Source organism: Leifsonia sp. RCC_180, from assembly GCF_058138205.1.
In genome coordinates, this window is sequence record NZ_CP200340.1 from 1,301,894 (window position 1) to 1,323,475 (window position 21,582).

Annotated in this window: 24 protein-coding genes; 14 read left to right on the top strand and 10 right to left on the bottom strand. The window is 69.6% G+C overall.

Annotated features, from left to right (window positions below):
* Window position 1 precedes the first annotated feature (1 nt).
* The gene (locus AB7E03_RS06405; RefSeq protein ID WP_489940322.1) at window positions 2–748 is read right to left on the bottom strand and encodes a class I SAM-dependent methyltransferase; all 747 of its coding nucleotides are present in this window, start codon (window positions 746–748) and stop codon (window positions 2–4) included.
* 199 nt (window positions 749–947) lie between these two features.
* Here AB7E03_RS06405 and AB7E03_RS06410 point away from each other — a divergent pair, with 199 nt between their 5' ends.
* Together AB7E03_RS06410 and AB7E03_RS06415 are read left to right on the top strand one after the other, a co-directional pair.
* Window positions 948–1,529, top strand: coding sequence for an exonuclease domain-containing protein (locus tag AB7E03_RS06410; RefSeq protein ID WP_489940324.1), 582 nt, complete (start codon window positions 948–950; stop codon window positions 1,527–1,529).
* A gap of 165 nt (window positions 1,530–1,694) precedes the next feature.
* Complete coding sequence (locus AB7E03_RS06415) at window positions 1,695–3,095, top strand: DNA recombination protein RmuC (RefSeq protein ID WP_489940326.1); 1,401 nt, start codon at window positions 1,695–1,697, stop codon at window positions 3,093–3,095.
* 7 nt (window positions 3,096–3,102) lie between these two features.
* Here AB7E03_RS06415 and glpX read toward each other — a convergent pair whose 3' ends face one another.
* Window positions 3,103–4,104: a class II fructose-bisphosphatase gene (gene glpX / locus AB7E03_RS06420; RefSeq protein WP_489940328.1), complete on the bottom strand. Its 1,002-nt coding sequence runs from the start codon at window positions 4,102–4,104 to the stop codon at window positions 3,103–3,105.
* Between the two features lie 216 nt (window positions 4,105–4,320).
* Here glpX and fbaA point away from each other — a divergent pair, with 216 nt between their 5' ends.
* Together fbaA and AB7E03_RS06430 are read left to right on the top strand one after the other, a co-directional pair.
* Complete coding sequence (gene fbaA, locus AB7E03_RS06425; protein WP_489940330.1) at window positions 4,321–5,346, top strand: class II fructose-bisphosphate aldolase; 1,026 nt, start codon at window positions 4,321–4,323, stop codon at window positions 5,344–5,346.
* 78 nt (window positions 5,347–5,424) lie between these two features.
* Window positions 5,425–6,072 carry a DUF6264 family protein gene (locus AB7E03_RS06430; protein ID WP_489940332.1) on the top strand — a complete coding sequence of 216 codons (648 nt, stop codon included), beginning with the start codon at window positions 5,425–5,427 and terminating at the stop codon, window positions 6,070–6,072.
* Window positions 6,073–6,096: 24 nt separating this feature from the next.
* Here the strand turns inward: AB7E03_RS06430 and AB7E03_RS06435 are convergent, their stop codons facing one another.
* Entirely contained in the window at window positions 6,097–7,128 is a 1,032-nt protein-coding gene (locus AB7E03_RS06435; RefSeq protein ID WP_489942873.1) for a 4-hydroxy-3-methylbut-2-enyl diphosphate reductase, read from the bottom strand.
* 145 nt (window positions 7,129–7,273) lie between these two features.
* Here AB7E03_RS06435 and xseA point away from each other — a divergent pair, with 145 nt between their 5' ends.
* The 6 genes from xseA to AB7E03_RS06465 are packed head-to-tail and all read left to right on the top strand — an operon-like array spanning window position 7,274 to window position 12,156.
* Window positions 7,274–8,563: an exodeoxyribonuclease VII large subunit gene (gene xseA, locus AB7E03_RS06440; RefSeq protein ID WP_489942874.1), complete on the top strand. Its 1,290-nt coding sequence runs from the start codon at window positions 7,274–7,276 to the stop codon at window positions 8,561–8,563.
* Between the two features lie 10 nt (window positions 8,564–8,573).
* The gene (locus AB7E03_RS06445; RefSeq protein WP_489940334.1) at window positions 8,574–8,822 is read left to right on the top strand and encodes an exodeoxyribonuclease VII small subunit; all 249 of its coding nucleotides are present in this window, start codon (window positions 8,574–8,576) and stop codon (window positions 8,820–8,822) included.
* The gene (locus AB7E03_RS06450; RefSeq protein ID WP_489940336.1) at window positions 8,819–9,478 is read left to right on the top strand and encodes a DUF4245 domain-containing protein; all 660 of its coding nucleotides are present in this window, start codon (window positions 8,819–8,821) and stop codon (window positions 9,476–9,478) included. Before AB7E03_RS06445 ends, AB7E03_RS06450 begins: the two co-directional genes overlap by 4 nt.
* A 35-nt stretch (window positions 9,479–9,513) precedes the next feature.
* The gene (locus tag AB7E03_RS06455; protein WP_489942875.1) at window positions 9,514–10,110 is read left to right on the top strand and encodes a carbonic anhydrase; all 597 of its coding nucleotides are present in this window, start codon (window positions 9,514–9,516) and stop codon (window positions 10,108–10,110) included.
* Between the two features lie 34 nt (window positions 10,111–10,144).
* Window positions 10,145–11,551 carry a class II fumarate hydratase gene (locus AB7E03_RS06460; protein WP_489940338.1) on the top strand — a complete coding sequence of 469 codons (1,407 nt, stop codon included), beginning with the start codon at window positions 10,145–10,147 and terminating at the stop codon, window positions 11,549–11,551.
* 38 nt (window positions 11,552–11,589) lie between these two features.
* On the top strand, window positions 11,590–12,156 hold the full coding sequence (locus AB7E03_RS06465) for a P-loop NTPase family protein (RefSeq protein ID WP_489940340.1): 567 nt from the start codon (window positions 11,590–11,592) through the stop codon (window positions 12,154–12,156).
* 79 nt (window positions 12,157–12,235) lie between these two features.
* On the opposite strand, the gene phoH2 is transcribed toward AB7E03_RS06465, so the two are convergent.
* The 3 genes from phoH2 to AB7E03_RS06480 all read right to left on the bottom strand — a co-directional run bounded on the left by phoH2 (window position 12,236) and on the right by AB7E03_RS06480 (window position 15,763).
* Window positions 12,236–13,594, bottom strand: a complete 1,359-nt coding sequence (gene phoH2 / locus AB7E03_RS06470) for an RNA 5'-3' helicase PhoH2 (RefSeq protein ID WP_489940342.1) — start codon at window positions 13,592–13,594, stop codon at window positions 12,236–12,238.
* A 227-nt stretch (window positions 13,595–13,821) separates the two neighbouring features.
* Window positions 13,822–14,940, bottom strand: a complete 1,119-nt coding sequence (locus tag AB7E03_RS06475; RefSeq protein ID WP_489940344.1) for an aminotransferase class V-fold PLP-dependent enzyme — start codon at window positions 14,938–14,940, stop codon at window positions 13,822–13,824.
* 37 nt (window positions 14,941–14,977) lie between these two features.
* The gene (locus AB7E03_RS06480; protein WP_489940346.1) at window positions 14,978–15,763 is read right to left on the bottom strand and encodes an isoprenyl transferase; all 786 of its coding nucleotides are present in this window, start codon (window positions 15,761–15,763) and stop codon (window positions 14,978–14,980) included.
* Between the two features lie 72 nt (window positions 15,764–15,835).
* Here AB7E03_RS06480 and trhA point away from each other — a divergent pair, with 72 nt between their 5' ends.
* Window positions 15,836–16,669, top strand: a complete 834-nt coding sequence (trhA, locus tag AB7E03_RS06485; protein WP_489940348.1) for a PAQR family membrane homeostasis protein TrhA — start codon at window positions 15,836–15,838, stop codon at window positions 16,667–16,669.
* 15 nt (window positions 16,670–16,684) lie between these two features.
* On the opposite strand, the gene AB7E03_RS06490 is transcribed toward trhA, so the two are convergent.
* Complete coding sequence (locus tag AB7E03_RS06490) at window positions 16,685–17,137, bottom strand: Lrp/AsnC family transcriptional regulator (RefSeq protein ID WP_489940350.1); 453 nt, start codon at window positions 17,135–17,137, stop codon at window positions 16,685–16,687.
* 95 nt (window positions 17,138–17,232) lie between these two features.
* Here AB7E03_RS06490 and AB7E03_RS06495 point away from each other — a divergent pair, with 95 nt between their 5' ends.
* Window positions 17,233–17,868 (top strand): LysE family translocator, encoded by a 636-nt coding sequence (locus AB7E03_RS06495; RefSeq protein WP_489940352.1) that lies wholly within the window; start codon window positions 17,233–17,235, stop codon window positions 17,866–17,868.
* A 35-nt stretch (window positions 17,869–17,903) separates the two neighbouring features.
* On the opposite strand, the gene AB7E03_RS06500 is transcribed toward AB7E03_RS06495, so the two are convergent.
* Both AB7E03_RS06500 and mca read right to left on the bottom strand, forming a co-directional pair.
* The gene (locus tag AB7E03_RS06500) at window positions 17,904–18,170 is read right to left on the bottom strand and encodes a hypothetical protein (RefSeq protein ID WP_489940354.1); all 267 of its coding nucleotides are present in this window, start codon (window positions 18,168–18,170) and stop codon (window positions 17,904–17,906) included.
* Window positions 18,167–19,021 carry a mycothiol conjugate amidase Mca gene (gene mca, locus AB7E03_RS06505; protein ID WP_489942876.1) on the bottom strand — a complete coding sequence of 285 codons (855 nt, stop codon included), beginning with the start codon at window positions 19,019–19,021 and terminating at the stop codon, window positions 18,167–18,169. The genes AB7E03_RS06500 and mca overlap by 4 nt, the downstream gene beginning before the upstream one ends.
* A 116-nt stretch (window positions 19,022–19,137) precedes the next feature.
* On the opposite strand from mca, the gene AB7E03_RS06510 reads away from it, so the two are divergent.
* On the top strand, window positions 19,138–19,539 hold the full coding sequence (locus AB7E03_RS06510) for a DUF4307 domain-containing protein (RefSeq protein WP_441781740.1): 402 nt from the start codon (window positions 19,138–19,140) through the stop codon (window positions 19,537–19,539).
* A 118-nt stretch (window positions 19,540–19,657) separates the two neighbouring features.
* Complete coding sequence (gene greA, locus AB7E03_RS06515) at window positions 19,658–20,146, top strand: transcription elongation factor GreA (RefSeq protein WP_441781739.1); 489 nt, start codon at window positions 19,658–19,660, stop codon at window positions 20,144–20,146.
* 126 nt (window positions 20,147–20,272) lie between these two features.
* Here the strand turns inward: greA and ilvA are convergent, their stop codons facing one another.
* Window positions 20,273–21,532 (bottom strand): threonine ammonia-lyase, encoded by a 1,260-nt coding sequence (ilvA, locus tag AB7E03_RS06520; protein WP_489940357.1) that lies wholly within the window; start codon window positions 21,530–21,532, stop codon window positions 20,273–20,275.
* Window positions 21,533–21,582 lie beyond the last annotated feature (50 nt).

Genomic DNA, 21,582 nt, shown 5'->3' on the forward strand with positions numbered 1-21,582 from the left:
TTCAGGACTCGCGGGCGGCCCGATAGCTGCGCGTCACGTACGGCAGCTCGAAGATGTCGCGGCCGGCGAGGTCGGGATGTTCGCGCGCGAGCCGGCGCAGCGACTGGATCACCGCTGCCTGGGCGTCCGGATCCTTCGTGATGAAGTAGCTGCGCGAGCGGGCGAGGTCGAGGAGCCCGTCGAGATCGAGGGGTTGCACCCAGCGCGTCTCGTGCTTCTCGATCGGACCGAACGGAGACGCCAGAACCGGGTCGGCCTCGTCGTCGAAGGAGGCCGAGCCCGCATCCATCAGTTCGCCGAGTTGCTCGACCCAGGCGACGCTCTCGTCGCGCTCGTTCCAGATCAGCCCCAAGCGGCCGCCCGGGCGGAGCACGCGCGCGACCTCGGGGATGGCGCGGTCGGCATCCACCCAGTGCCAGGCCTGTGCGACGACGACAAGTCCGAAGGCGGAGTCGGGCGCGGGGATGCGCTCGGCGGCACCCTCGCGCACCTCGACATCCGGGATGCGCTCGCCCAGCACGCGCAGCATCTCGGGCGACGGGTCCACCGCCGTGACGTCGAAGCCGCGCTCGACGAGGGCGGCGGTCAGCTTGCCGGTGCCGGCGCCCAGGTCGAGAACGGGGCCGTCGATCCCCTCGGTGAGCCAGCTCACCGCATCCGCGGGATACGACGGCCGGGCGGCGTCGTAGACGTCCGCCGCCTGCTCGAAAGAGGCCGCGTGGAGGTCGCGCTGGTGACGGGATCGCATGCCGCCGATCGTACGCGCGGGCGGCCTCCGTGACCCCGGCTCGTCGGTGAGGGGCACGTAGTTGCGATCACGTGCGGCGTGTCGGGCGCAACAACGAGCACCTCGGCGGCGCGCGCGCCGGGCGAGAGAGACCAGCGGATGCGGCGGCGCGCGGTTCGGGATGCGAGGCGGCGTCGGTGGGCCGTGTCAGCATGACGACGTGACCCTGGATTTCACCGCCATCGACTTCGAGACCGCCAACTCCTCCGCCGCGTCGGCCTGCTCGGTCGGACTCGTGAAGGTCAGGGATGGGAAGGTCGTCGACCGGGCGGGATGGTTCATCCGGCCGCCACTGGGGCACGACCACTTCCAGGAGTGGAACGTGCGCATCCACGGCATCCAGCCGGAGCAGGTGGCCGACGCGGCCGGCTGGGTCGACCAGCTCGCCGACCTCGTCGAGTTCGCGGAGGACGACCACCTGGTGGCCCACAACGCGGGATTCGACATGGGCGTGATCCGCGCGGCGTGCGCCGCGACGCTGGTCGCCTGCCCCGAATACAGCTACCTCTGCAGCCTCCAGGTCGCCCGGCGTACGTACCACCTGGAGTCGTACCGTCTGCCCGTCGCGGCGATGGCGGCAGGTTTCGAGGACTTCGCGCACCACGATGCGCTGGCGGATGCCGAGGCGTGCGCTGCGATCGTGATTCACGCGGCCCGGCGGCACGAGGCCGCCACGATCGCGGACCTCGCGGCACTGACCGGCGCGCGACTCGGCCGCATCGGGGTGCCGGTCGCGGCCTGAGCCGCGCTCGCCTCCTCGCCCCTCGCGTCCCGTCGGCTCGCCTCGCCTCGCCGAGTGGCGACATCTCGTCGCAACTCGCGCCCGATTCCCGCGATTACTCACGTCTCGACGGAACTCGCGGGGCGCGGAACCTCCAGTGTCGGCGGCCGCTGACACACTGAGGACATGGACATCCTCGCCCTGCTCCTCGGCCTCCTGATCGGCCTGCTCGCCGGCGCCATCGGCGCGGGCTTCGCCGTCGCGAAGCTCATGCGCTCGCGCGCCTCCGCAGAGCCGGCGGTCCCGGTGGTCGACCCCGCACTGCTCGCCGCGCAGCATCAGGCGGAGGTCGCAGAGGTGCGCGCCGCCGAGGCGGCCGTGCAGGCCGAGATCCGGGCCGACCTCGCGGCTGCACACGGACGAGTCGATGCGCTCCAGGAGCAGGTGCGCGCCGCCCAGGAGCAGTACCGCGAGACGGTCGAACGGCACCGCGCCGAAATCGCGGCGCGGGAGGAGCGGGAGCGCGCAGAGAGCAAGGTGCTACAGGCGCTGGCCCCCGTGCGCGAGAGCCTGAGCGACATGCAGCGCAAGGTGATCGAACTCGAGACGCAGCGCAGCCAGCAGCACGGTCAGCTCACTCAGCAGCTGCGTTCCGCCGCAGAATCCGAGGAGCGGCTGCGCAGCACCGCCGAAGCGCTCGCCTCCGCGCTGCGCTCGAACAGCACCCGAGGCGTCTGGGGAGAGACACAGCTCCGGAGCGTGGTCGAGGCGGCCGGGCTGCTGGAGCGGGTGGACTTCGACGTGCAGTCGAGCATCCACTCGGAGTCGGGCGCTGGTCGGCCGGACATGATCGTGCGGCTTCCGGGCGGCAAGAACATCGCGCTCGACGCCAAGGTGCCCTTCAACGCCTACCTGGAGGCCAGTCAGATCCCGGCGACCGCGACGGGCGCGGAAGGCGCGCAGCGGGAGGCGCTGCTCAAGCAGCACGTGAAGGCCGTCCGCGACCACATCACGGCTCTCGGCAGCAAGGCGTACTGGACCGGCCTGGAATCCTCGCCGGAGCTGGTGATCGCGTTCATCCCGAGCGAGTCGCTGGTGTCGTCCGCGCTCGAGGCCGACCCGTCGATCATGGAGTTCGCCTTCGGAAAGCGGGTCGCGCTCGCCTCGCCGGTGACGCTCTGGTCGGTGCTCAAGACCGTAGCGTTCAGCTGGCAGCAGGATGTCCTGACGCAGGAGGCCAAGCAGCTCTTCGACCTGAGCCGGACGCTGTACAGCCGGCTCTCCACCACAGCTAGTCATATCGAGAAGCTGGGCCGGTCGCTGGAGCGCACGGTCAAGGACTACAACGGCTTCGTCGGATCCTTCGAGCGCCAGGTGTTCCCCGCCGCCCGCAAGCTCAACGCCCTCGACGAGTCAAAGGTCATCGGGGCGATGGCAGGCATCGAAGAGTCGCCGCGCGAGCTGACCGCGTTCGAACTGGTCAGCGAGCTCGAGCCGCGCGATATGCACGGCATCGACAAGCTCGCCATCGAAGAGAAGGAGCGCGCCCACGCGCTCGACGCCGAGAACGAGTCCGGCGTGGCGTAATCGCCGGTCAGAGCTGGTCGGGCTCCAGCCACTTCTCCGCGAGGTGGTCCGCGACCACACGGCGGGCCGTTCCCGACTTCGAGCGCAGCACGATCGACTCGGTCCGGATGATCGGGCCCTTGCGGCGCACGCCCGCCACCAGCTGACCGTCGGTGACGCCGGTCGCCACGAAGAACGTGTTGTCGCCCTTCACCAGGTCGTCCGCGCCGTGCACCTTGTCCATGTCGAGACCCGCGGCGATACCCCGCGCGCGCTCGGCGTCATCCTTCGGGGCCAGGCGGGCCTGCATGAACCCACCCAACGCCTTGATCGCGCAGGCTGTCGTGACACCCTCCGGGCTGCCGCCCACCCCAACGCACATGTCGATGCTCGACTCATACCGGGCCGCGTTGATCCCACCCGCGACGTCCCCATCCAACATCAACCGCGTGCCAGCACCGGCGGCACGGATCTCCTCGATCAAACCCTCATGCCGCGGACGATCCAGCACCGCCACCCGGATCTCCCCTACGGGCTTGCCCTTCGCCTTCGCCAGCTCCCGGATGTTGTCACCGATCGACTGCGAGAGATCCACCACGCCGTGGCCCACGGCGCCGGTCACGATTTTCGACATGTAGAACACGCTCGACGCATCCAGCATCGTCCCGCGATCCGACACGGCGATAAGCGACACCGCGTTCTGACGACCGGCGGCCGTCAGTGACGTCCCATCGATCGGGTCGACGGCGATGTCGACCGCCGGTCCCCGCCCGTTGCCGACATGCTCGCCGTTGAACAGCATGGGCGCGTTGTCCTTCTCGCCCTCGCCGATCACGATCACGCCGTCGAAGTTGACCGTCCCGAGGAACTTGCGCATCGCATCCACCGCGGCGCCGTCGGCCGCATTCTTATCGCCGCGCCCGATCCACGGCGTGGCCCGGATCGCCGCCGCCTCCGTCGCCCGCACCAGCTCCATCGCGAGGTTCCGGTCCGGGTGCTGATAGTTGGTGGCGGTGTCGGTCATGCTCATGATGGGTCCTCCCGGACGGATTCGGAACGTCGTCGTCGATGCCGCCGCGGGACGGGACCCGTGCGGTCGCTGCCAGTGTACCGAGCGGCCTGCACGCCGTCAGGGGGTGTGCACGAACGTCCAAGCGCAGTTCCCCGGGAGAGGCCCGGCCGCCGAGCGGCACACACCGCGCCGGTATGATGAGGGCGTTCGACATCCCCATCCCAAGGAGCCGCAATGCCCATCGCCACGCCGGACCAGTACGCAGAGATGCTCGACAAAGCGAAGGCCGGCGGGTTCGCCTACCCCGCGTTCAACGTGTCGTCGTCGCAGACGATCAATGCGGTGCTGCAGGGTCTGACCGAAGCGGGCAGCGACGGGATCATCCAGGTCACCACGGGCGGCGCCGATTACTTCGCGGGCCAGACCGTCAAGGCCCGGGCCACCGGCGCGCTCGCCTTCGCGAAGTTCGCCACCGAGGTCGCCAAGAACTACCCCGTCACGGTCGCTCTGCACACCGACCACTGCCCGAAGGATGCGCTCGACGGCTTCGTGCTGCCGCTCATCGCCGCCTCCGAGGAGGAGGTGAAGGCGGGCCGCAACCCGATCTTCCAGTCGCACATGTGGGACGGCTCGGCCGTGCCGCTCGACGAAAACCTGCGGATCGCCGAGGACATGCTGAAGCGCACCAAGGCCATCAACGCCATCCTCGAGGTCGAGATCGGCGTCGTCGGCGGCGAGGAGGACGGCGTCAGCCACGAGATCAACGAGCACCTCTACACGACGCTCGACGACGCCATCAAGACCGTCGAGGCTCTGGGCCTCGGCGAGCAGGGCCGCTACATGGCCGCTCTCACGTTCGGCAACGTGCACGGCGTGTACAAGCCGGGCAACGTCAAGCTCCGCCCGGAGCTCCTCAAGGACATCCAGGACGGCCTGGCCGCGAAGTACGGCCACGGACCGAAGCCGCTCGACCTGGTCTTCCACGGCGGCTCCGGCTCGACCGACGAGGAGATCGCGGAGGCCGTGCGCAACGGCGTCGTGAAGATGAACATCGACACGGACACCCAGTACGCCTTCACCCGCACCATCGCCGGGTACATGTTCGACAACTACGACGGCGTCCTCAAGATCGACGGCGAGGTCGGCAACAAGAAGGTCTACGACCCGCGCGCCTGGGGCAAGGTCGCCGAGTCCGGCATGGCCGCACGCGTCGTCGAGGCGACCCAGCAGCTCGGCTCGGCCGGCCACTCCGGCAAGTAGCAGTACCGGGCGGCGGATGCGCACGCGCACCGCCGCCCGTCTCATTCAGCCACACGCAACAGGAGGGAGGGCGTCGCGATGGCAGATCAGGAACAGCCGGATGAGCGGCCGCGGCCGCAATACGGCGAGCTCGCCCCTCCCGGCTGGGTGTGGCACCCGCCCGCGGACGCCGACCGTCTCGACACGTCGCGGCCACTCGAGCGGGAGGACGCCGTGCCGCCGGCGTATGGCGTGGCGACGCCCGGGGCGACCGCGCCCCGCTCCGGCGATCCGGCCGTACCGGGCCACACCGCGCACGGCCAGAACATGCCAGGCGCCGACCCGCAGGGCCGGCAGGCACCGACCTGGAACCTGACCCTTACCGTGCTGCTCGGCGTCTTCGGCTTCTTCGGGATGTCGTACTCGATCGCGACGCTGCAGGCGATCCCCGCATCCATGCAGCTGCTGCACAGCACCAACGGCCTCGGCGACTACACACCGGTGCCGCTGGTCGGCACGCTGGTGACGATCGGGTCCATCGTGATGGCCCTGGTCTGGGTCGTCTCCGCCGTGATCGCAGCCCTGCTGCTGGTGAAGCGCCGCCTGGCGTTCTGGGTACCGTTGGTTGCCGGGATCGTCGCGATGGTGGCGCTGCTGATCTTCGCCGGCGCCGTGCTCACCACCGACCCCGTCCTCCTCGGCTTCTACAGCGGGATGACGCCGGCCAGCCCGCTGCCCACGCCGTAGCGCGGCAGCCGAATCGCGTGGCCGCTAGCGGCCACGGCCTCCGAGGGCCCGCGCATCCTGCTTGCCGCTGACGTCCTTGCGGAGCTCCTTCGGCAGGGAGAACATGAGGTCCTCCTCCGCCGTCTTGACCTCCTGCACGTCCCGGTAGCCGGCGCCCGAAAGGTCGTCGAGGACCTCCTGCACGAGCACCTCGGGCACGGATGCGCCGCTCGTCACACCGACGGAGGCGACGCCGTCGAGCCACTCCTGCTTGATCTCGGTCGCGTAGTCGACGCGGTATGCGGCCTTCGCGCCGTACTCGAGCGCGACCTCCACGAGGCGCACCGAGTTGGACGAGTTGGCGGAGCCGACGACGATGACGAGGTCGGCCTGCTCGGCGACCTTCTTGATCGCGACCTGGCGGTTCTGGGTGGCGTAGCAGATGTCGTCGCTGGGCGGGTCCTGCAGGTTCGGGAAGCGCTCGCGCAGGCGCCGAACGGTCTCCATGGTCTCGTCCACCGAGAGGGTGGTCTGCGAGAGCCAGACGACCTTGTCGGGGTCCTCGACCACCACGGAGTCGACGTCGTCCGGGCCGTTCACGAGGGTTACGTGGTCGGGCGCCTCGCCCGCGGTCCCCTCGACCTCTTCGTGGCCGGCGTGGCCGATCAGCAGGATCTGGAAGTCGTCACGCGCGAACCGCACGGCCTCGCGGTGCACCTTGGTCACCAGCGGGCAGGTCGCGTCGATCGCGCGCAGCCCACGGTCGGCGGCCGCGTTCACGACCGCCGGCGAGACGCCGTGCGCCGAGAACACGACGTGGGAGCCCTGCGGGACCTCATCCACTTCGTCGACGAAGATCGCGCCCTGCTGCTCCAGCTCGGACACGACGTGGACGTTGTGGACGATCTGCTTGCGCACGTAGACGGGCGCGCCGTACAGGTCGAGGGCCTTCTCGACGGCCACGACGGCCCGGTCGACGCCCGCGCAGTACCCGCGCGGAGCGGCGAGCAGGACCCGCTTATGTCCGACGACCGGGTTATCCTGAAGCCGTCGCCTCGCGCCGGGAATCCGCGGCATCGGGAGGCTGATGGTTGCGTCGCTCACGCTTCAATCCTAGGTGAGCACGCTGAACACGAAATGGGAGGCACGGCCTGTGAGCCAGACGGGTACCGCCCGGCCCGCGACGGGCACCGCCTCGCCGGGCACCGCCTCGCCGGTCACCATGCAGCCCGCTCCCCCGACCGTTGACGCACCGTGGCCGGTCGCGCTCCTCAACAACAAGATCAAGGGATGGATCGATCGGCTCGGCACCGCGTGGGTCGAGGGCGAGATCACCCAGTGGGGCATCTCCGGCGGCAACGTCTACGGCAAGCTGAAGGACCTCGACGAAGACGCGACGATCAGCTTCACCATCTGGTCGTCGGTGAAGGCCCGCATCCCCGCCGACCTCAAGCAGGGCGACCGGGTGGTCGCGGCGATCAAACCGAACTTCTGGGTCAAGGGCGGCACCCTGACCATGCAGGTCTACGACATGAAGCACGTGGGCCTCGGCGACCTGCTCGAGCGGCTGGAGCGCCTGCGGCAACAGCTCGCCGCAGAGGGTCTGTTCGGTCTCGACCGGAAGAAGCGCCTCCCCTTCCTCCCGCACACGATCGGGCTGGTCACCGGCAAGGACTCGGACGCCGAGAAGGATGTGCTGCGCAACGCGCAGCTGCGCTGGCCACAGGTGCGGTTCCGGGTCGTGCATGCCGCGGTTCAGGGCGACCGCACGGTCCCAGAAGTGATCTCGGCGATCCGGAAGCTCGACGCCGATCCCGAGGTCGAGGTCATCATCGTCGCCCGCGGCGGCGGCGACTTCCAGAACCTGCTCGGGTTCAGCGACGAGCGGCTGGTCCGCGCGGCGGCGGATGCGCTGACACCGATCGTCAGCGCGATCGGGCACGAGGCCGACCGGCCGCTGCTGGACGACGTCGCCGATCTGCGCGCATCCACCCCCACCGATGCCGCGAAGCGCGTGGTGCCGGACGTCGCGGAGGAGCTCGCGCGCGTGCAGCAGGCGCGTGCGCGCCTCGGCACCCGGGTCACCCACCTCATCGCACACGAGATCGACCGGATCGGCCACCTGCGCACCCGCCCGGTGCTCGCATCCCCGTCGTGGATCGTGGATGCGCGCGCCGAGGAGCTCACCCGGTTCGTCGCCCGCGGCACGGAGCTGGTCGGCCGCTGCGTCGAGCGAGAGACGACGCGGGTCGCCGAACTGCGCGGCCAGCTGCGTGCGCTCTCCCCGCAGGGCACGCTCGACCGCGGGTATGCGATCGTGCAGACGGCCGCCGGTCACGTCGTCACCGACCCGGTGGAGTCGCCGGAGGGCACGGCGCTGCGGCTCACGGTCTCGGGCGGCTCCCTGGCCGCCACGGCCGGAACACCGCTGCCGTCGCCGGCCGGCGCAGCCGGCGCGGCCGGCCCGGCCAGTTCTCCACAGACCCCAGCGGACCCCCAGCGGGGCAAATAGAATGGACGGCATGCCCACTCCCGAGACCTCCCCCGCCGGAGATCCGCTCAGTTCGCTCAGCTACGAAGAGGCGCGTGACGAGCTGATCCGCGTCGTCGGCGAACTCGAGCAGGGCGCCGCGACCCTCGAGGAGTCGATCGCCCTGTGGGAGCGCGGCGAGGCCCTCGCGCGACACTGCGAGGAGTGGCTGATCGGTGCGAAGGCGCGGCTCGACGCCGCCCGGGCCGGCGCCTCCGTAGGAGCCGCTGAGCGCGAATGAGCCCTCGCAGCAAGCCGCCCGCGGTCGTCGCGGAGCTCGGCCGCCCAGAGACGCCCGAGGAGACGGCGGCCCGCAAGGCCGAGAACTCGGCAAACCACCGCACCCGTCAGACGATCAACAACCTCGTCTTCTCGCTGCTGGCGACCCTGGCGCTCGTCGCCGTCATCGTCCTCGTCGTGCCGCGCGGCAATCCGACGTCGACGACGCCCCCGGTCGACTACACCTCCATCGCCCAGCAGGCGGAGGGCAGCGAGCCGGATGCGCTGCTCGTCCCCAAGCTGCCGTCGACCTGGAAGTCGAACAACGCCGAGCTGCGCACCAAGACCGCCGACAAGGTCGATTCCTGGTATGTCGGTCTCATCACCCCCAAGCAGCAGTTCATCGGCATGACGCAGGGATTCGCGGCCAATGACAGCTGGGTGTCCCAGCAGGTCAACAAGTCGATGATCAAGGGCACGCGCGAGATCGACGGCGTCACGTGGGATGTCTACGACAACCGCACCTCCAGCGCGGACGACGGCAACGTCGAGTACGCGCTGGTCACGCAGTCCGGCGACAGTTCCGTCATCGTCTTCGGCACAGCGGACGACGGCGAGTTCCGCACGCTCGCGTCGTCGCTCGCCGATCAGATCCGCTCACTCGGAGGAGGAAAGTAGTGCCCACAACGCGCCCCGGAAAGATCTGGGCCTCGATGCTCGACGGCAACGCCCGCTTCGTCGCAGGCGAACCGCAGCATCCCCGTCAGGATGTGACCCGCCGCGAGTCGGTCGCGGAAGGCCAGGAGCCGACCGCCGCCATCTTCGGCTGCGCCGACTCCCGCCTCGCCGCGGAGATCATCTTCGACCTGGGGCTGGGTGACGCTTTCGTGGTCCGGAACGCCGGGCAGGTCGTCTCCGACTCGGTCATCGGGTCGCTGGAGTACGCGGTCGCGGTCCTGCACGTCCCGCTCATCCTGGTGCTCGGACACGACAGCTGCGGCGCGGTGGCTTCGGCCATCGCCTCCCAGGCAGAGGACGCCGAGCCGCTGCCCCCGCACATCGCAGACCTCATCGCGCCGATCCTCCCCGCCGTGCACCGTGTCACCGGGCCAGGCGCCGTCGACCCTGCCACGGTCGACGCTTCGGAGGTCGGGCGCGAGCACCTGCGCGACACCGTGTCGGAGCTGCTCGCGCAGTCCGAGATCATCGCGTCCGCGGTCGCCGAGAACACTCTCGCGGTCGTCGGCGCCAACTACCGGCTCGCGGAGGGCCGGGTCGTGCCCGACGTCGTCGTCGGCCTGCGCGACTGACACGACCTCCGCCAACAGAAAGGAAAGACACACCGTGGTGGACACCCAGGCGGACGCCGAGTACCGCATCGAACACGACACGATGGGCGAGGTGCGCGTGCCCAAATACGCGCTCTACAGCGCGCAGACCCAGCGCGCCGTCGAGAACTTCCCCATCTCGGGCTCGGTGCTCGAACCGGCCCAGATCGCCGCGCTCGCCCGCATCAAGAAGTCGGCAGCGCTGGCGAACGCCCGCCTCGGCGTGCTCGACCAGGAGATCGCCGACGCGATCGCCTCCGCCGCCGACGAGGTCGCTGCGGGCGCCCACGACGCCGAGTTCCCGATCGATGTGTACCAGACCGGGTCAGGCACCTCGTCGAACATGAACATGAACGAGGTGCTGGCGACGCTCGCCTCCGAGCGCCTCGGCCGGCCGGTGCATCCCAACGACCACGTCAACGCGTCGCAGTCGTCGAACGACGTCTTCCCGACGTCGGTGCACATCGCCGTCACCGGCGCCCTGACCGACGACCTCATCCCGGCGCTCGACCACCTCGCGGTCGCGCTGGAGGAGAAGGCGGAGCTGTGGGCGGAGGCCGTCAAGAGCGGGCGCACGCACCTCATGGATGCCACGCCGGTCACCCTCGGGCAGGAGTTCGGCGGCTACGCCGCGCAGATCCGTTACGGCATCGAGCGCATCCGCGCCGCGCTCCCCCGCGTCGCGGAGGTGCCGCTCGGCGGCACGGCCGTCGGCACCGGCATCAACACCCCGCTCGGTTTCCCGCAGCTCGTCATCGAGCTGCTGACGGCTGAGACCGAGCTGCCGATCACTGAGGCGCGGAACCACTTCGAGGCGCAGGCCAACCGCGACGCGCTGGTCGAGGCGTCGGGCGCGCTCCGCACGATCGCCGTCTCCCTGACGAAGATCTCCAACGACCTCCGCTGGATGGGCTCCGGCCCCAACACGGGCCTCGGCGAGCTTCACATCCCGGACCTCCAGCCGGGCTCCTCGATCATGCCCGGCAAGGTCAACCCGGTCATTCCGGAGGCCGTGCTGATGGTCGCCTCGCGCGTCATCGGAAACGACGCCACGATCGCCTGGAGCGGCGCATCGGGGCTCTTCGAGCTGAACGTCGCCATCCCCGTGATGGGCACCGCGCTGCTGGAGTCGATCCGCCTCCTCACGCAGGCGAGCCGCGTGCTCGCCGACAAGACGGTCCGCGGCCTCGAGGCCAACCTCGAGCGCGCCCGCGCCTTCGCGGAGTCGAGCCCGTCGATCGTCACCCCGCTGAACCGCGTCATCGGCTACGAGGCGGCAGCCAAGGTCGCCAAGCACGCCGTCGCCCGCGGCATGACCGTGCGCGAGGCCGTCATCGACCTCGGCTTCGTTGACCGTGGCGAGGTCACCCTGGAGCAGCTCGACAGTGCGCTCGACGTGCTGTCGATGACCCACCCCGGCTGACCGGTTCGGAGCGTCCCCCGACCGCTTAAGCTCGGGGGATGCTCCGGTACGACGACGAACTCCGGCACCGACCGCGACGCGTGGTCGTCGCGGGAGTCGCCGGGAGCGGCAAGACAACGCTCGCCGCCCGGATAGCCGTGATCACCGGCGGTCCGCACACCGAGATCGACGGCCTGTTCCACGGACCGAGCTGGCAGCCCAGAGCCGAGTTCGTGGATGAGGTGCTCGCCTTCACGGCGGCGGATGCATGGACCACGGAGCGGCAGTACCGGCTCGCCCGCGATGTCCTCGCCGCGCGAGCCGACCTCCTGGTCTGGCTCGATCTCCCGTACGTCCGCGTGACCCTCCCGCGGGTGGTCCGGCGCACCCTGAGCCGACGCCTGCATCGGACGCGGCTGTGGAACGGCAATCAGGAGCCTTCGCTGCACACGTTCTTCACCGATCCGGAGCACATCGTCCGCTGGTCGATCTCCACTCGCCGCCTCTATCCCGAGCGCGTGGCGGCCGCTGAGCGCCAGCATCCTGATCTCATCGTCGTCCGCCTCCGCTCGCCCCGTGAAGTAGACGCGTGGCTGACCGGACCGCTCACCCACGCCACCCTCTGATCCACCGTCGAGTACGCAGAGACTGCACGCCGAAATCGGTTTCGGCGTGCAGTCTCTGCGTAGTCGATGGTAGGGGCGATCAGGCGAGCTCGTTGGCCTCCAGCATTTCGGTGACGAGGGCGGCGATCGCCGAGCGCTCCGAGCGGGTCAGGGTGACATGGGCGAAGAGCGGGTGTCCCTTCAGCGTCTCGATCACGCTGGCCACGCCGTCGTGCCGGCCGACCCGGAGGTTGTCGCGCTGGGCGACGTCGTGGGTGAGCACCACGCGCGAGTTCTGGCCGACGCGGCTCAGCACCGTGAGGAGGACGTTGCGCTCGAGCGACTGGGCCTCGTCCACGATCACGAACGCGTCGTGCAGGGACCGGCCCCGGATGTGCGTCAGCGGCAGCACCTCCAGGATGCCGCGGTCGAGCACCTCGTCGAGCACGTTCTGCGACACCAGCGCGCCGAGCGTGTCGAAGACCGCCTGTCCCCACGGGTTCATCTTCTCGCTCGCGTCGCCGGGCAGGTAGCCGAGCTCCTGACCGCCGACCGCGTACAGCGGCCGGAACACCATGATCTTCTTGTGCTGTCGCCGCTCCAGCACCGCCTCGAGTCCGGCGCAGAGTGCGAGCGCCGACTTTCCGGTTCCGGCGCGACCGCCGAGCGAGAGGATGCCGATCTCCGGGTCGAGCAGCAGGTCGATCGCGAGCCGCTGCTCCGCCGAACGACCGTGCAGGCCGAAGACGTCGCGGTCGCCGCGCACCAGCTTCACCTCGCCGTCCGCCACGACCCGGCCGAGAGCCGATCCGCGGTCCGAGTGGATGACGAGCCCGGTGTTCACCGGAAGGCCCGCCGCCTGCTCGGTGCGCATCCACTCGTCTTCGTAGAGGGAGGCCATCTGGTCGCTGCCCAGGTCGATCTCCGCGAGCCCGGTCCAGCCGGAGTCGACGACCTGCTCGTGCCGGTACTCCTCCGCGGCCAGGCCGATGGAGGCGGCCTTGACGCGCAACGGGAGGTCTTTCGAGACGACCGTGACAGCGAGCCCGTCGTTGGACAGGTTGAGCGCGACCGCGAGGATGCGCGAGTCGTTGTCGCCGAGCTGCATCCCGCTCGGCAGGACGGACATGTTCGAGTGGTTCAGTTCCACCCGAAGCGAGCCGCCGTCACCGACGGGGATCGGGAAGTCGAGGCGCTCGTGTTGAACCCGCAGGTCGTCGAGGTTCCGCAACGCCTGCCGCGCGAAGTAGCCGATCTCCGGATCGTTGCGCTTGCCCTCGAGCTCGCTGACCACGATGACCGGGATGACGACAGCGTGTTCCGCGAAACGGAAGATGGCCTTCGGGTCGGAGAGGAGGACGGACGTGTCGAGCACGTACGTGCGCTCTTCCGTCTTCGCCGCTCCCGGCTCCGAGCCGTTCGACCGGGTTGCTGCCTGTCGGCTTGTTGATTCCGCCACGACCACTCCCACCCCGCCGCTCCCTCGGGAGCCGGCGGATCTCACTGGCGAGTCGGCCGCTTGGGTTTCGAAACGAACTTACGTGGCCGTCTCGATCGGGCGCGGTGCCCGATGGCTCGAACCTACGCCCGGCCACCGACACGCCATCGTTGGGGGGCCGCGTGTCGTGTTTCGTCCAGGTGAACATTCGCCCCCAGTTCGGGGTTGCGATCAGTTCAGCGCGCGCCTCAGCTCACCGTCGCGTACGACGTGAAGGCCGCACGCAGCATGTCCAGCGTCTCCTCGCCCGTCCCGGCGTGCACGCTGAGCCGCACCGAGCTCGCTCGCACCGACGCCGTGACGCCGTGGTTGTGGAGGGATGCGCTCAGCGCGGTGAGCTGTTCGGGGAGCGGCTCGAGCACGACGATCCCAGCGCGCTCGGCAGGGCTCCGCGACGAGCTCACGGGCACGGCGAACTCGTCGGCGAGCTGCAATACCTGCTCGACGTTGTCCGCGACAGCGTCCGCCACCGCATCCACCCCGACCGCGGCGACCTCCTCGAGCGCCGCGGCGAACCGCGCCTCCGCGACGAGGTCCGGGTTGGAGACCGAGAAGGCGCGCGCCCCGCGGGCGGGCTCGAGCACCTCGTCCCAGGGCTGCTCCGGCCCGGAGCCGGTCCAGCCGCTGAATACCGGCGTCAGGTGGTCGATCGCCCGCTCGCTGAGCGCGAGGAATCCGGTGCCCCAGCCGGCGCGCATCCACTTCTGGCCGCCCGAGACGACGACGTCGGCGACCTCCCACGGGGCGTCGACCACGCCGAATCCCTGGATGGCGTCCACGATCAGGAGGCGATCCCCGATGACCTGCCGGATACCGTCGATGTCCGCCAGATAGCCCGTGCGCGAATCCACCAGGCTCACCATGACGGCGGACGTGCTGTCGGTGACCTGCTCCCGGATGCGCGCGGGCGTCACCCGTCCGTGGTCGGTCTCGAGCCAGGTGGGCGTGATGACGCGGAGCGCCTGCGCGGCGCGCTGGGCGGCGTACGTGATCGACGGGAACTCGGCAAGCGACAGCAGCACATCGCCGCCGGTGAGACCGAACGCGGCGTGCAGGAGGCCGCTGGACGCGTTCGGCTGGAAGACGACCTGATCGGCCGGGAACCGCGTCAGCGCGCTGACGGCGTCGCGCAGCCGCTCGTCCTCCGCCCGCATCCGCTCGATCGTGCCGTAGCGGGCCTTCGAGAGGATCTCGTACTGCCCGAACGTCTCCGCCCGCACCGTCGCGGACAGGGGGCCGACCCGCCCGTAGTCCAGGTAGCCGGGCTCTTCGCCGAATCCGCGGGCGTACTCCTCGAGCGTCGTCACGGTCCGATTCTCCCGTACGCCGCCGAGAGCCGCGAAATCAGCCGCCGAATCGGCGCTGGCGACGGGAGTAGTCGCGGACCGCGCGCAGGAAGTCGACCTCGCGCAGGTCCGGGCCCAAGGCCTCCACGAAATAGAACTCGCTGTGGGCGCTCTGCCAGAGCATGAAGTCGCTCAGCCGCTGCTCCCCCGACGTTCGGATGACGAGGTCCGGATCGGGCTGGCCGCCCGTGTAGAGGTGCTCGCCGATGAGGTCCGGCGTGAGGAGGTCGGCCAAAGTCTCCAGGCTCCCGCCGTCGGCGTGGTGGGCCGCGACGATGCTGCGCATCGCATCCGTGATCTCCTTGCGGCCGCCGTAGCCGACCGCGAGGTTGATGTGCATCCCGGTCTTCCCGACCGTCCGCGCCTCGGCCTCGGCGAGCGCCTCGACCAACCGCGGAGGGAGACCCGTCGCCGAGCCGACGTGCTTGACGCGCCAGTCGCGGTAGCGGGAGAGGTCGCCCGCCAGCTGCGCGATGATCTCGATCAGGTCGCCGAGTTCTCCGCTCTCGCGGTTGGTCAGGTTGTCGGACGACAGCAGGTAGAGGGTGACCACCTCGATCCCGAGCTCGTCGCACCACTCCAGGAACTCGCGCATCTTCGCCGCGCCCGCCCGGTGGCCGTGCGCAACGGTGGTGAGGCCGGCCTGCCGAGCCCAGCGACGGTTGCCGTCGATGATCATGGCGACATGCTTCGGGAGGGCGTCACGCTCGATGTCCCGGCGCAGACGCTTCTGGTACAGCCCGTAGAGCAGCCCGCTGGCCCCGGGCGATGCTCGTCTACTCACGCTGCTACGTTAGCGCGCCAGGGCGAACCATCTCACAGCATCCCGGCACCCGTCTTCCCCTACTCTTGATCCATGTCGCCCCGTAACACCCCGAACCCCGGCACGAGCGATCGCGACCGCGCCAACGAGGACGTCGGCGAACTGCTGGAGGAGCCTGCGGCGCAGCTGGATGCCTCCGACGCCGCCGTGCAGGCGGACGAGCGCGGCGGACCGGAACTCCCCAACATCCCGTTACTGGATGCGTCCCCCGCCTTCCCCAGCGAGGTCAAGCCGACCTGGCGCGGTTGGATCCACGCCGGTACGTTCCCGGTCACCATCGTCCTCGGGATCGTGCTGATCTCCCTCGCGAACGGCGCCCCCGCCAAGTGGGCGTCGGCAGTGTTCGTGCTGACCTCGATGCTGCTGTTCGGCAACTCGGCGCTTTACCACCGCTTCAACTGGCGGCCGCGCACCAAGGTCGTGTTGAAGCGCATCGACCACGCCAACATCTTCCTGCTCATCGCCGGGACGTACACTCCGCTCGCGGTGCTCGCGCTGCCGCCGTCGAAGGGCATCCTGCTTCTGACTCTGGTCTGGGCCGGAGCGCTGATCGGCATCGGGTTCCGCGTCTTCTGGATCAACGCGCCGCGCTGGTTGTATGTGCCGATCTACGTGGCGCTCGGCTGGGCGGCGCTGATGTACATCGTCGACCTGCTGGATGCGAACGTCGCCATGATGGTGCTCGTGCTCGTCGGCGGCATCTTCTACACCGTCGGCGCCGTGATCTACGGGATGAAGCGGCCGAACCCGTTCCCGGGGCGGTTCGGGTTCCACGAGATCTTCCACACGCTGACGGTGCTGGCGTTCCTGTGCCACTGGACGGCGACGCTGCTCATCGCGCTGCATCCTGCGTACAACGCGGGGTGACCGCGACCGCCGCACTCATGTCGGCAGCGCCCGCCGGCCGGTCACCTGCTTCATGACCAGGGTCGAGGACAGCTTGCGCACGCCCGGCAGTGCCCCGAGCGGACCGTCGAACAGCTCCTGGTAGCCCGTGAGATCGGCGGTCAGCACCCGCAGCATGTAGTCCGGGTCGCCGAAGAGCCGCTCGGCCTGCACGATGTTCGGGATGGCGAGCACGCCCTCCTCGAATGCACCAACCGTCTCCGGGTCTGTCCGGTCGATCGTCACGAACACGATCGCCTCGAAATCGAGCCCGATGGCCGCCGGCGACACCACGGCGCGGTACTGCTCGATCACACCAGCGTTCTCCAGCTCACGGACGCGGCGGTGGCAGGGCGAGAGGGTGAGCCCCACCCGTGCGGCCAGGTCGGTGAGACTCAGTCGGCCATCCTCCTGCAGTGCAGCAAGGATCTCCCGATCAATCGCATCCATGAAGCAGATCCTTCCACAGAAAAGACGCGAGCGCGCCAAAGTCGCAAGCACTTGCGGTCCAAAACGCCATAGCTTTCCTGCAAAGGGAGGCACAGATGGATCCGGCACTGATCATGGGTTTCTGGGGCGTCGCGGCCCTGCTCGTCTGCACACCCGGCGCCGACTGGGCGTACGCGGTCACCGCCGGCCTCGGCGGGCGGGCGCTCCTGCCATCGATCGGCGGCATCCTGTTCGGGTATCTCCTGGTCGTCGTCGCGGTCGCCGTCGGCCTCGGCGCCCTGGTCGCCGCCAACCCCGTGCTGCTCGACGTGCTGACCGTCGGCGGCGCGCTGTACCTGTTGTGGATCGGCATCAACGGGCTCGTGCGGTCCGCCGGACCTCTCTCATCGCACACCGCCGACGGAAGCGTCTCGCCGTTGACGTCGTTCCTCCGCGGCGCCGGGGTCAGCGGCTTCAACCCGAAGGGCCTGCTGGTGCTCGTGGCCCTGGTCCCGCAGTTCACCACCACGACCACGGCTCACGGCGCGTGGGCGCCCGCGGCGCAGATGCTGCTCCTCGGTGGACTATTCGTGGCGACCTGCGCGGTCGTCTACCTGACGGTCGCCGTGCTCGCGCGCCGGCTGCTCGCGGCGCGGCCACGCGGCACCATCGTGCTGGCGCGCATCTCCGCGATCGCGATGACGCTCATTGGGCTGGGATTGCTCGTTGAGCGCGTGGCCCAGGCGTTCTGAGAAGGGCCCTCTGAGCGTGCCGGCCGCGAACCGGCTCAGCGGGCAGGAGGTTCCGGATCGTCCCGGTCCTCGCCAGCCTGCTCAGCATCCAGCTTTTCGGCGATCTCCGCCCGGTACCGCACCCGGCGGATGCGACGGACCATGTCGAGGACGAGGAGGACGACGGCCACCGCGAGGAAGAAGGTGACGACGAAGCCGAGCACCCCCGGGGTGACGGAGTCGTCGCTCGGCGCGCCCGACGGCGTCGGCGCAGGCGTCGCCGCCAGCCGGACGGAGAGGCGCAGGATGGCGTCCGCGATCACTCGGGCACCACGCCGGCGAAGAGGTCGGTCTCGGGCATCTCGGTCTCCACTTTCGAGTCGATGAGCTGGAACTCCTCCGTCGGCCACGCCTGGCGGAGGATGTCGTTGGGCCAAAAGAAGAAGGCGCTGTCGGGCGCGACCTGGCTGGCGTGCGACCGGAGGGCCGCGTCCCGGACCTCCAGGACGTCGCCCACGGGGACGCGCGTGGTCACGACCGACGGCGCATCGTCCATCCACGAGCGCATCTGTGTGAGCTGTTCGAGGAGCGGGGACGACGGCTGGGTGGCGACCAGCGCCTCGTGCACAGCGCGGACGCGTTCGCCGTTGAAGATCCGGTCGTAGTACAGCTTCGACACCTGCCACGGCGCGCCGAGCTCCGGGTACCGGGACGGGTCGGCGGCCGCGCGATACGCCTCCACACCGACCTGGTGGGCGCGGATGTGATCGGGATGCGGGTAGCCGCCGTTCTCGTCGTACGTGACGAGCACGTGCGGGCGGAACGAGCGGATGAGCTTCACGAGCGGCGCGACCGAGATCTCCAGAGGGATGGACGCGAACGAGTTGGGCGGCAATGTGCCGTCCTCCCTCGCCATGCCGGAGTCGACGTAGCCGAGCCAGCGGTGCTGGATGCCGAGCACCGCCTGCGCCGCCGCCATCTCCCGACGGCGGAGACCGGGGAGGTCGCGCGACGCCATCGCCCGGGCGTCCGGCGCCAGCCGCTCGTTGAGGACGTCGCCGCGCTCGCCGCCGGTGCAGCTGACCACCATGACATCGTCGCCCCGGCGCACGTATGACGCGTACGTCCCGGCGCCTTTGCTGGACTCGTCATCGGGATGGGCGTGCACGGCCATCAGCCGGCGGGCGTCAGCATTCACAGCTTTCTCTCCTAGTCTGGTCTCAGCCTACCGTCGCCCGGCGGCAGGCCTCAGACGCGGGAGGCGGAGCTGGACGGCATGGCGGTGCACGCATGACGGCGACCCCGAACCTCGACACCCGCTACGGGCGCACCCGCGAACGTAAGCGCCGCGACCGCTGGCTGCTGATCGGCGGAGCGCTGGCCGTCGTCGCGATCGTCACCGCCTGGGTCTTCTGGGCCGGCTGGGACAACGACCAGGCCAACCTGGAGACGACCGACACCGCCTTCACGATCCCCGACGACCACCACGTCGACATCTCGTTCACGATCAACGCTCCGGTCGGAACGCCGGTGACGTGCGCACTCCAGGCCCTGAACGAGGACTTCGCGATCGTGGGCTGGCGGATCGTCGAATACCCCGGATCGCCGTCGCGCGTGACCACCCACAGCGAGGCGATCAGAACGGTCATGAAGCCCAACACAGGTTTGATCAACACCTGCTGGCTGGCCTAGTATTGTGCGGATACGCCCCGGCATCGCCGGGGCGTCGGCTTTAGCACCGGTACCGAACCGGCCCCATCCACGGTGCTATTTCAACTGCGGCCACAGCCGCAGCGCAAAGGAGTTCATCATGTCTCAGGAGTCGCAGGTCAGTTTCTTGACCCAGGACGCGTACGACCGTCTCTCGGCCGAACTCGAAGAGCTCAGCGTCAACGGCCGTAACGAGATCGCGAAGCGCATCGAGGCGGCCCGCGAGGAGGGCGACCTCAAGGAGAACGGCGGCTACCACGCCGCGAAAGACGAGCAAGGCAAGATCGAGGCCCGCATCGTCCAGCTGACCAATCTGCTGCGCAGTGCCACCGTCGGCGCCGCGCCGGAAAGCCACGGTGTGGTCGAGCCCGGCACTGTCATCACCGCGACGATCGCCGGCGACGAGAGCGTGTTCCTCATCGGCAACCGCGAGATCGCCGCCGGCACCGACCTCCCCGTCTACAGCGAGCAGAGCCCGCTCGGCGCGGCGATCCTCGGCCTCAAGGTCGGCGACAAGACGGAGTACACGGCTCCGAACGGCCGCCAGATCGCGGTCGAGGTCACCAAGGTCGAGACCTACACCGGCTGACCACGCCACCGACCGACCGACCCAAGCCAACAGCTCCTGACTTTTTCCGCCTTTCCGAAAGGAAATCGGCGAAAAACTCAGGAGCTGTTTGCTTGGGTGTGAAGCGTGTAGGACGGCGCGGCGGCGCTATTCGTCGTCGACGACGGGGTCGTAGCCGGCGGCGCGGAGCGCGTCGATGACGTAGCCCCGGTGCTCCGTGCCGCGCGTCTCCACGCTGACGTCGAGCTCCACCTGGCTGAGCTGCATCCCACGCCCGTGCCGGGTGTGCAGCACCTCGACCACGTTGGCATTGACGCCGGCGAGGATCTCGGCGATCCGGGCGAGCTGCCCCGGACGGTCGGGAAGCATGATCCTGAGCTTGAGGTAGCGGTCCGCGGCCGCGAGGCCCTGGCTGATCACGCGCTGCATCAGCAGCGGGTCGATGTTGCCCCCGGAGAGGATGGCGACGGTCGTTCCCTGCGCGTGCACCGCTCCGGCGAGGATGGCCGCAACCCCGGCCGCACCGGCCGGCTCGACGACGAGCTTCGCCCGTTCGAGCAGTACGACCATGGCGCGGGCGATGTCGTCCTCAGAGACGGTCACGACCTCGTCCACGGCGTCGCGGATGATCTGGAAGTTCAGGGCTCCCGGCCGGCTGACGGCGATGCCGTCGGCGATGGTGGCGACCAGCGAGATGTCGGTCGGTTCGCCCGCAGCGAGGGACGGCGGATAGGCGGCCGCGTTCGCCGCCTGGACTCCGATGACCCGCACCGACCGCCCGTCGGCGGCCGCGCGCTGCTTGACTGCGCTGGCGACGCCCGAGATGAGCCCGCCTCCGCCGATCGGGACGACGATGGTCTCGACGTTGGGTACCGCTTCGAGGATCTCCAGGCCCAGCGTGCCCTGGCCCGCGACAACGTCCGGATGGTCGAACGGCGGGATGAGGACGGCACCGGTCTCCGCCGCGAAGTCGGCGGCGGCGCGCAGCGTCTCGTCGACATATCCACCGCTCAGCACCACATCCGCCCCATACGCCCGGGTCGCCTGGAACTTCGGGATGGCGACGCCGACGGGCATGAAGATCGTCGCGTGGATGCCCAGCTCCCGGGCCGCGAACGCGACGCCCTGCGCGTGGTTGCCCGCCGACGCCGCCACGACTCCGCGGGCGCGCTCCTCGGCGGTCAGCTTGGACATCCGGTTGTAGGCGCCGCGGATCTTGTAGGAGCCCGTGCGCTGGAGGTTCTCGCACTTCAGGAGGACCGGTGCGCCGAGGAGGTCGGTCAGGAAGCGCGAGCTCTCCATCGGGGTCGGCTGCGCCACCCGCGCCACGATGGCGCGCGCGGCCTCGAACTCGTCCAGGCTGGGACCTGCGAACGGGGTGCGCGTGTGTTCGGTCGCGGTTGCCACGGGCTCAGCCTAGCGGCGGTCGTATTCTCCGGGCCGCATGGGGCGCCAGT

Coding starts and splice junctions, on each gene's coding strand:
- AB7E03_RS06405 (WP_489940322.1), bottom strand. CDS start 748: ATGCGATCCCGTCACCAGCGCGACCTCCACGCGGCCTCTTTCGAGCAG.
- AB7E03_RS06415 (WP_489940326.1), top strand. CDS start 1,695: ATGGACATCCTCGCCCTGCTCCTCGGCCTCCTGATCGGCCTGCTCGCC.
- glpX (WP_489940328.1), bottom strand. CDS start 4,104: ATGAGCATGACCGACACCGCCACCAACTATCAGCACCCGGACCGGAAC.
- fbaA (WP_489940330.1), top strand. CDS start 4,321: ATGCCCATCGCCACGCCGGACCAGTACGCAGAGATGCTCGACAAAGCG.
- AB7E03_RS06430 (WP_489940332.1), top strand. CDS start 5,425: ATGGCAGATCAGGAACAGCCGGATGAGCGGCCGCGGCCGCAATACGGC.
- AB7E03_RS06435 (WP_489942873.1), bottom strand. CDS start 7,128: ATGCCGCGGATTCCCGGCGCGAGGCGACGGCTTCAGGATAACCCGGTC.
- xseA (WP_489942874.1), top strand. CDS start 7,274: ATGCAGCCCGCTCCCCCGACCGTTGACGCACCGTGGCCGGTCGCGCTC.
- AB7E03_RS06445 (WP_489940334.1), top strand. CDS start 8,574: ATGCCCACTCCCGAGACCTCCCCCGCCGGAGATCCGCTCAGTTCGCTC.
- AB7E03_RS06450 (WP_489940336.1), top strand. CDS start 8,819: ATGAGCCCTCGCAGCAAGCCGCCCGCGGTCGTCGCGGAGCTCGGCCGC.
- AB7E03_RS06455 (WP_489942875.1), top strand. CDS start 9,514: ATGCTCGACGGCAACGCCCGCTTCGTCGCAGGCGAACCGCAGCATCCC.
- AB7E03_RS06465 (WP_489940340.1), top strand. CDS start 11,590: ATGCTCCGGTACGACGACGAACTCCGGCACCGACCGCGACGCGTGGTC.
- trhA (WP_489940348.1), top strand. CDS start 15,836: ATGTCGCCCCGTAACACCCCGAACCCCGGCACGAGCGATCGCGACCGC.
- AB7E03_RS06490 (WP_489940350.1), bottom strand. CDS start 17,137: ATGGATGCGATTGATCGGGAGATCCTTGCTGCACTGCAGGAGGATGGC.
- AB7E03_RS06495 (WP_489940352.1), top strand. CDS start 17,233: ATGGATCCGGCACTGATCATGGGTTTCTGGGGCGTCGCGGCCCTGCTC.
- mca (WP_489942876.1), bottom strand. CDS start 19,021: ATGGCCGTGCACGCCCATCCCGATGACGAGTCCAGCAAAGGCGCCGGG.
- AB7E03_RS06510 (WP_441781740.1), top strand. CDS start 19,138: ATGACGGCGACCCCGAACCTCGACACCCGCTACGGGCGCACCCGCGAA.
- greA (WP_441781739.1), top strand. CDS start 19,658: ATGTCTCAGGAGTCGCAGGTCAGTTTCTTGACCCAGGACGCGTACGAC.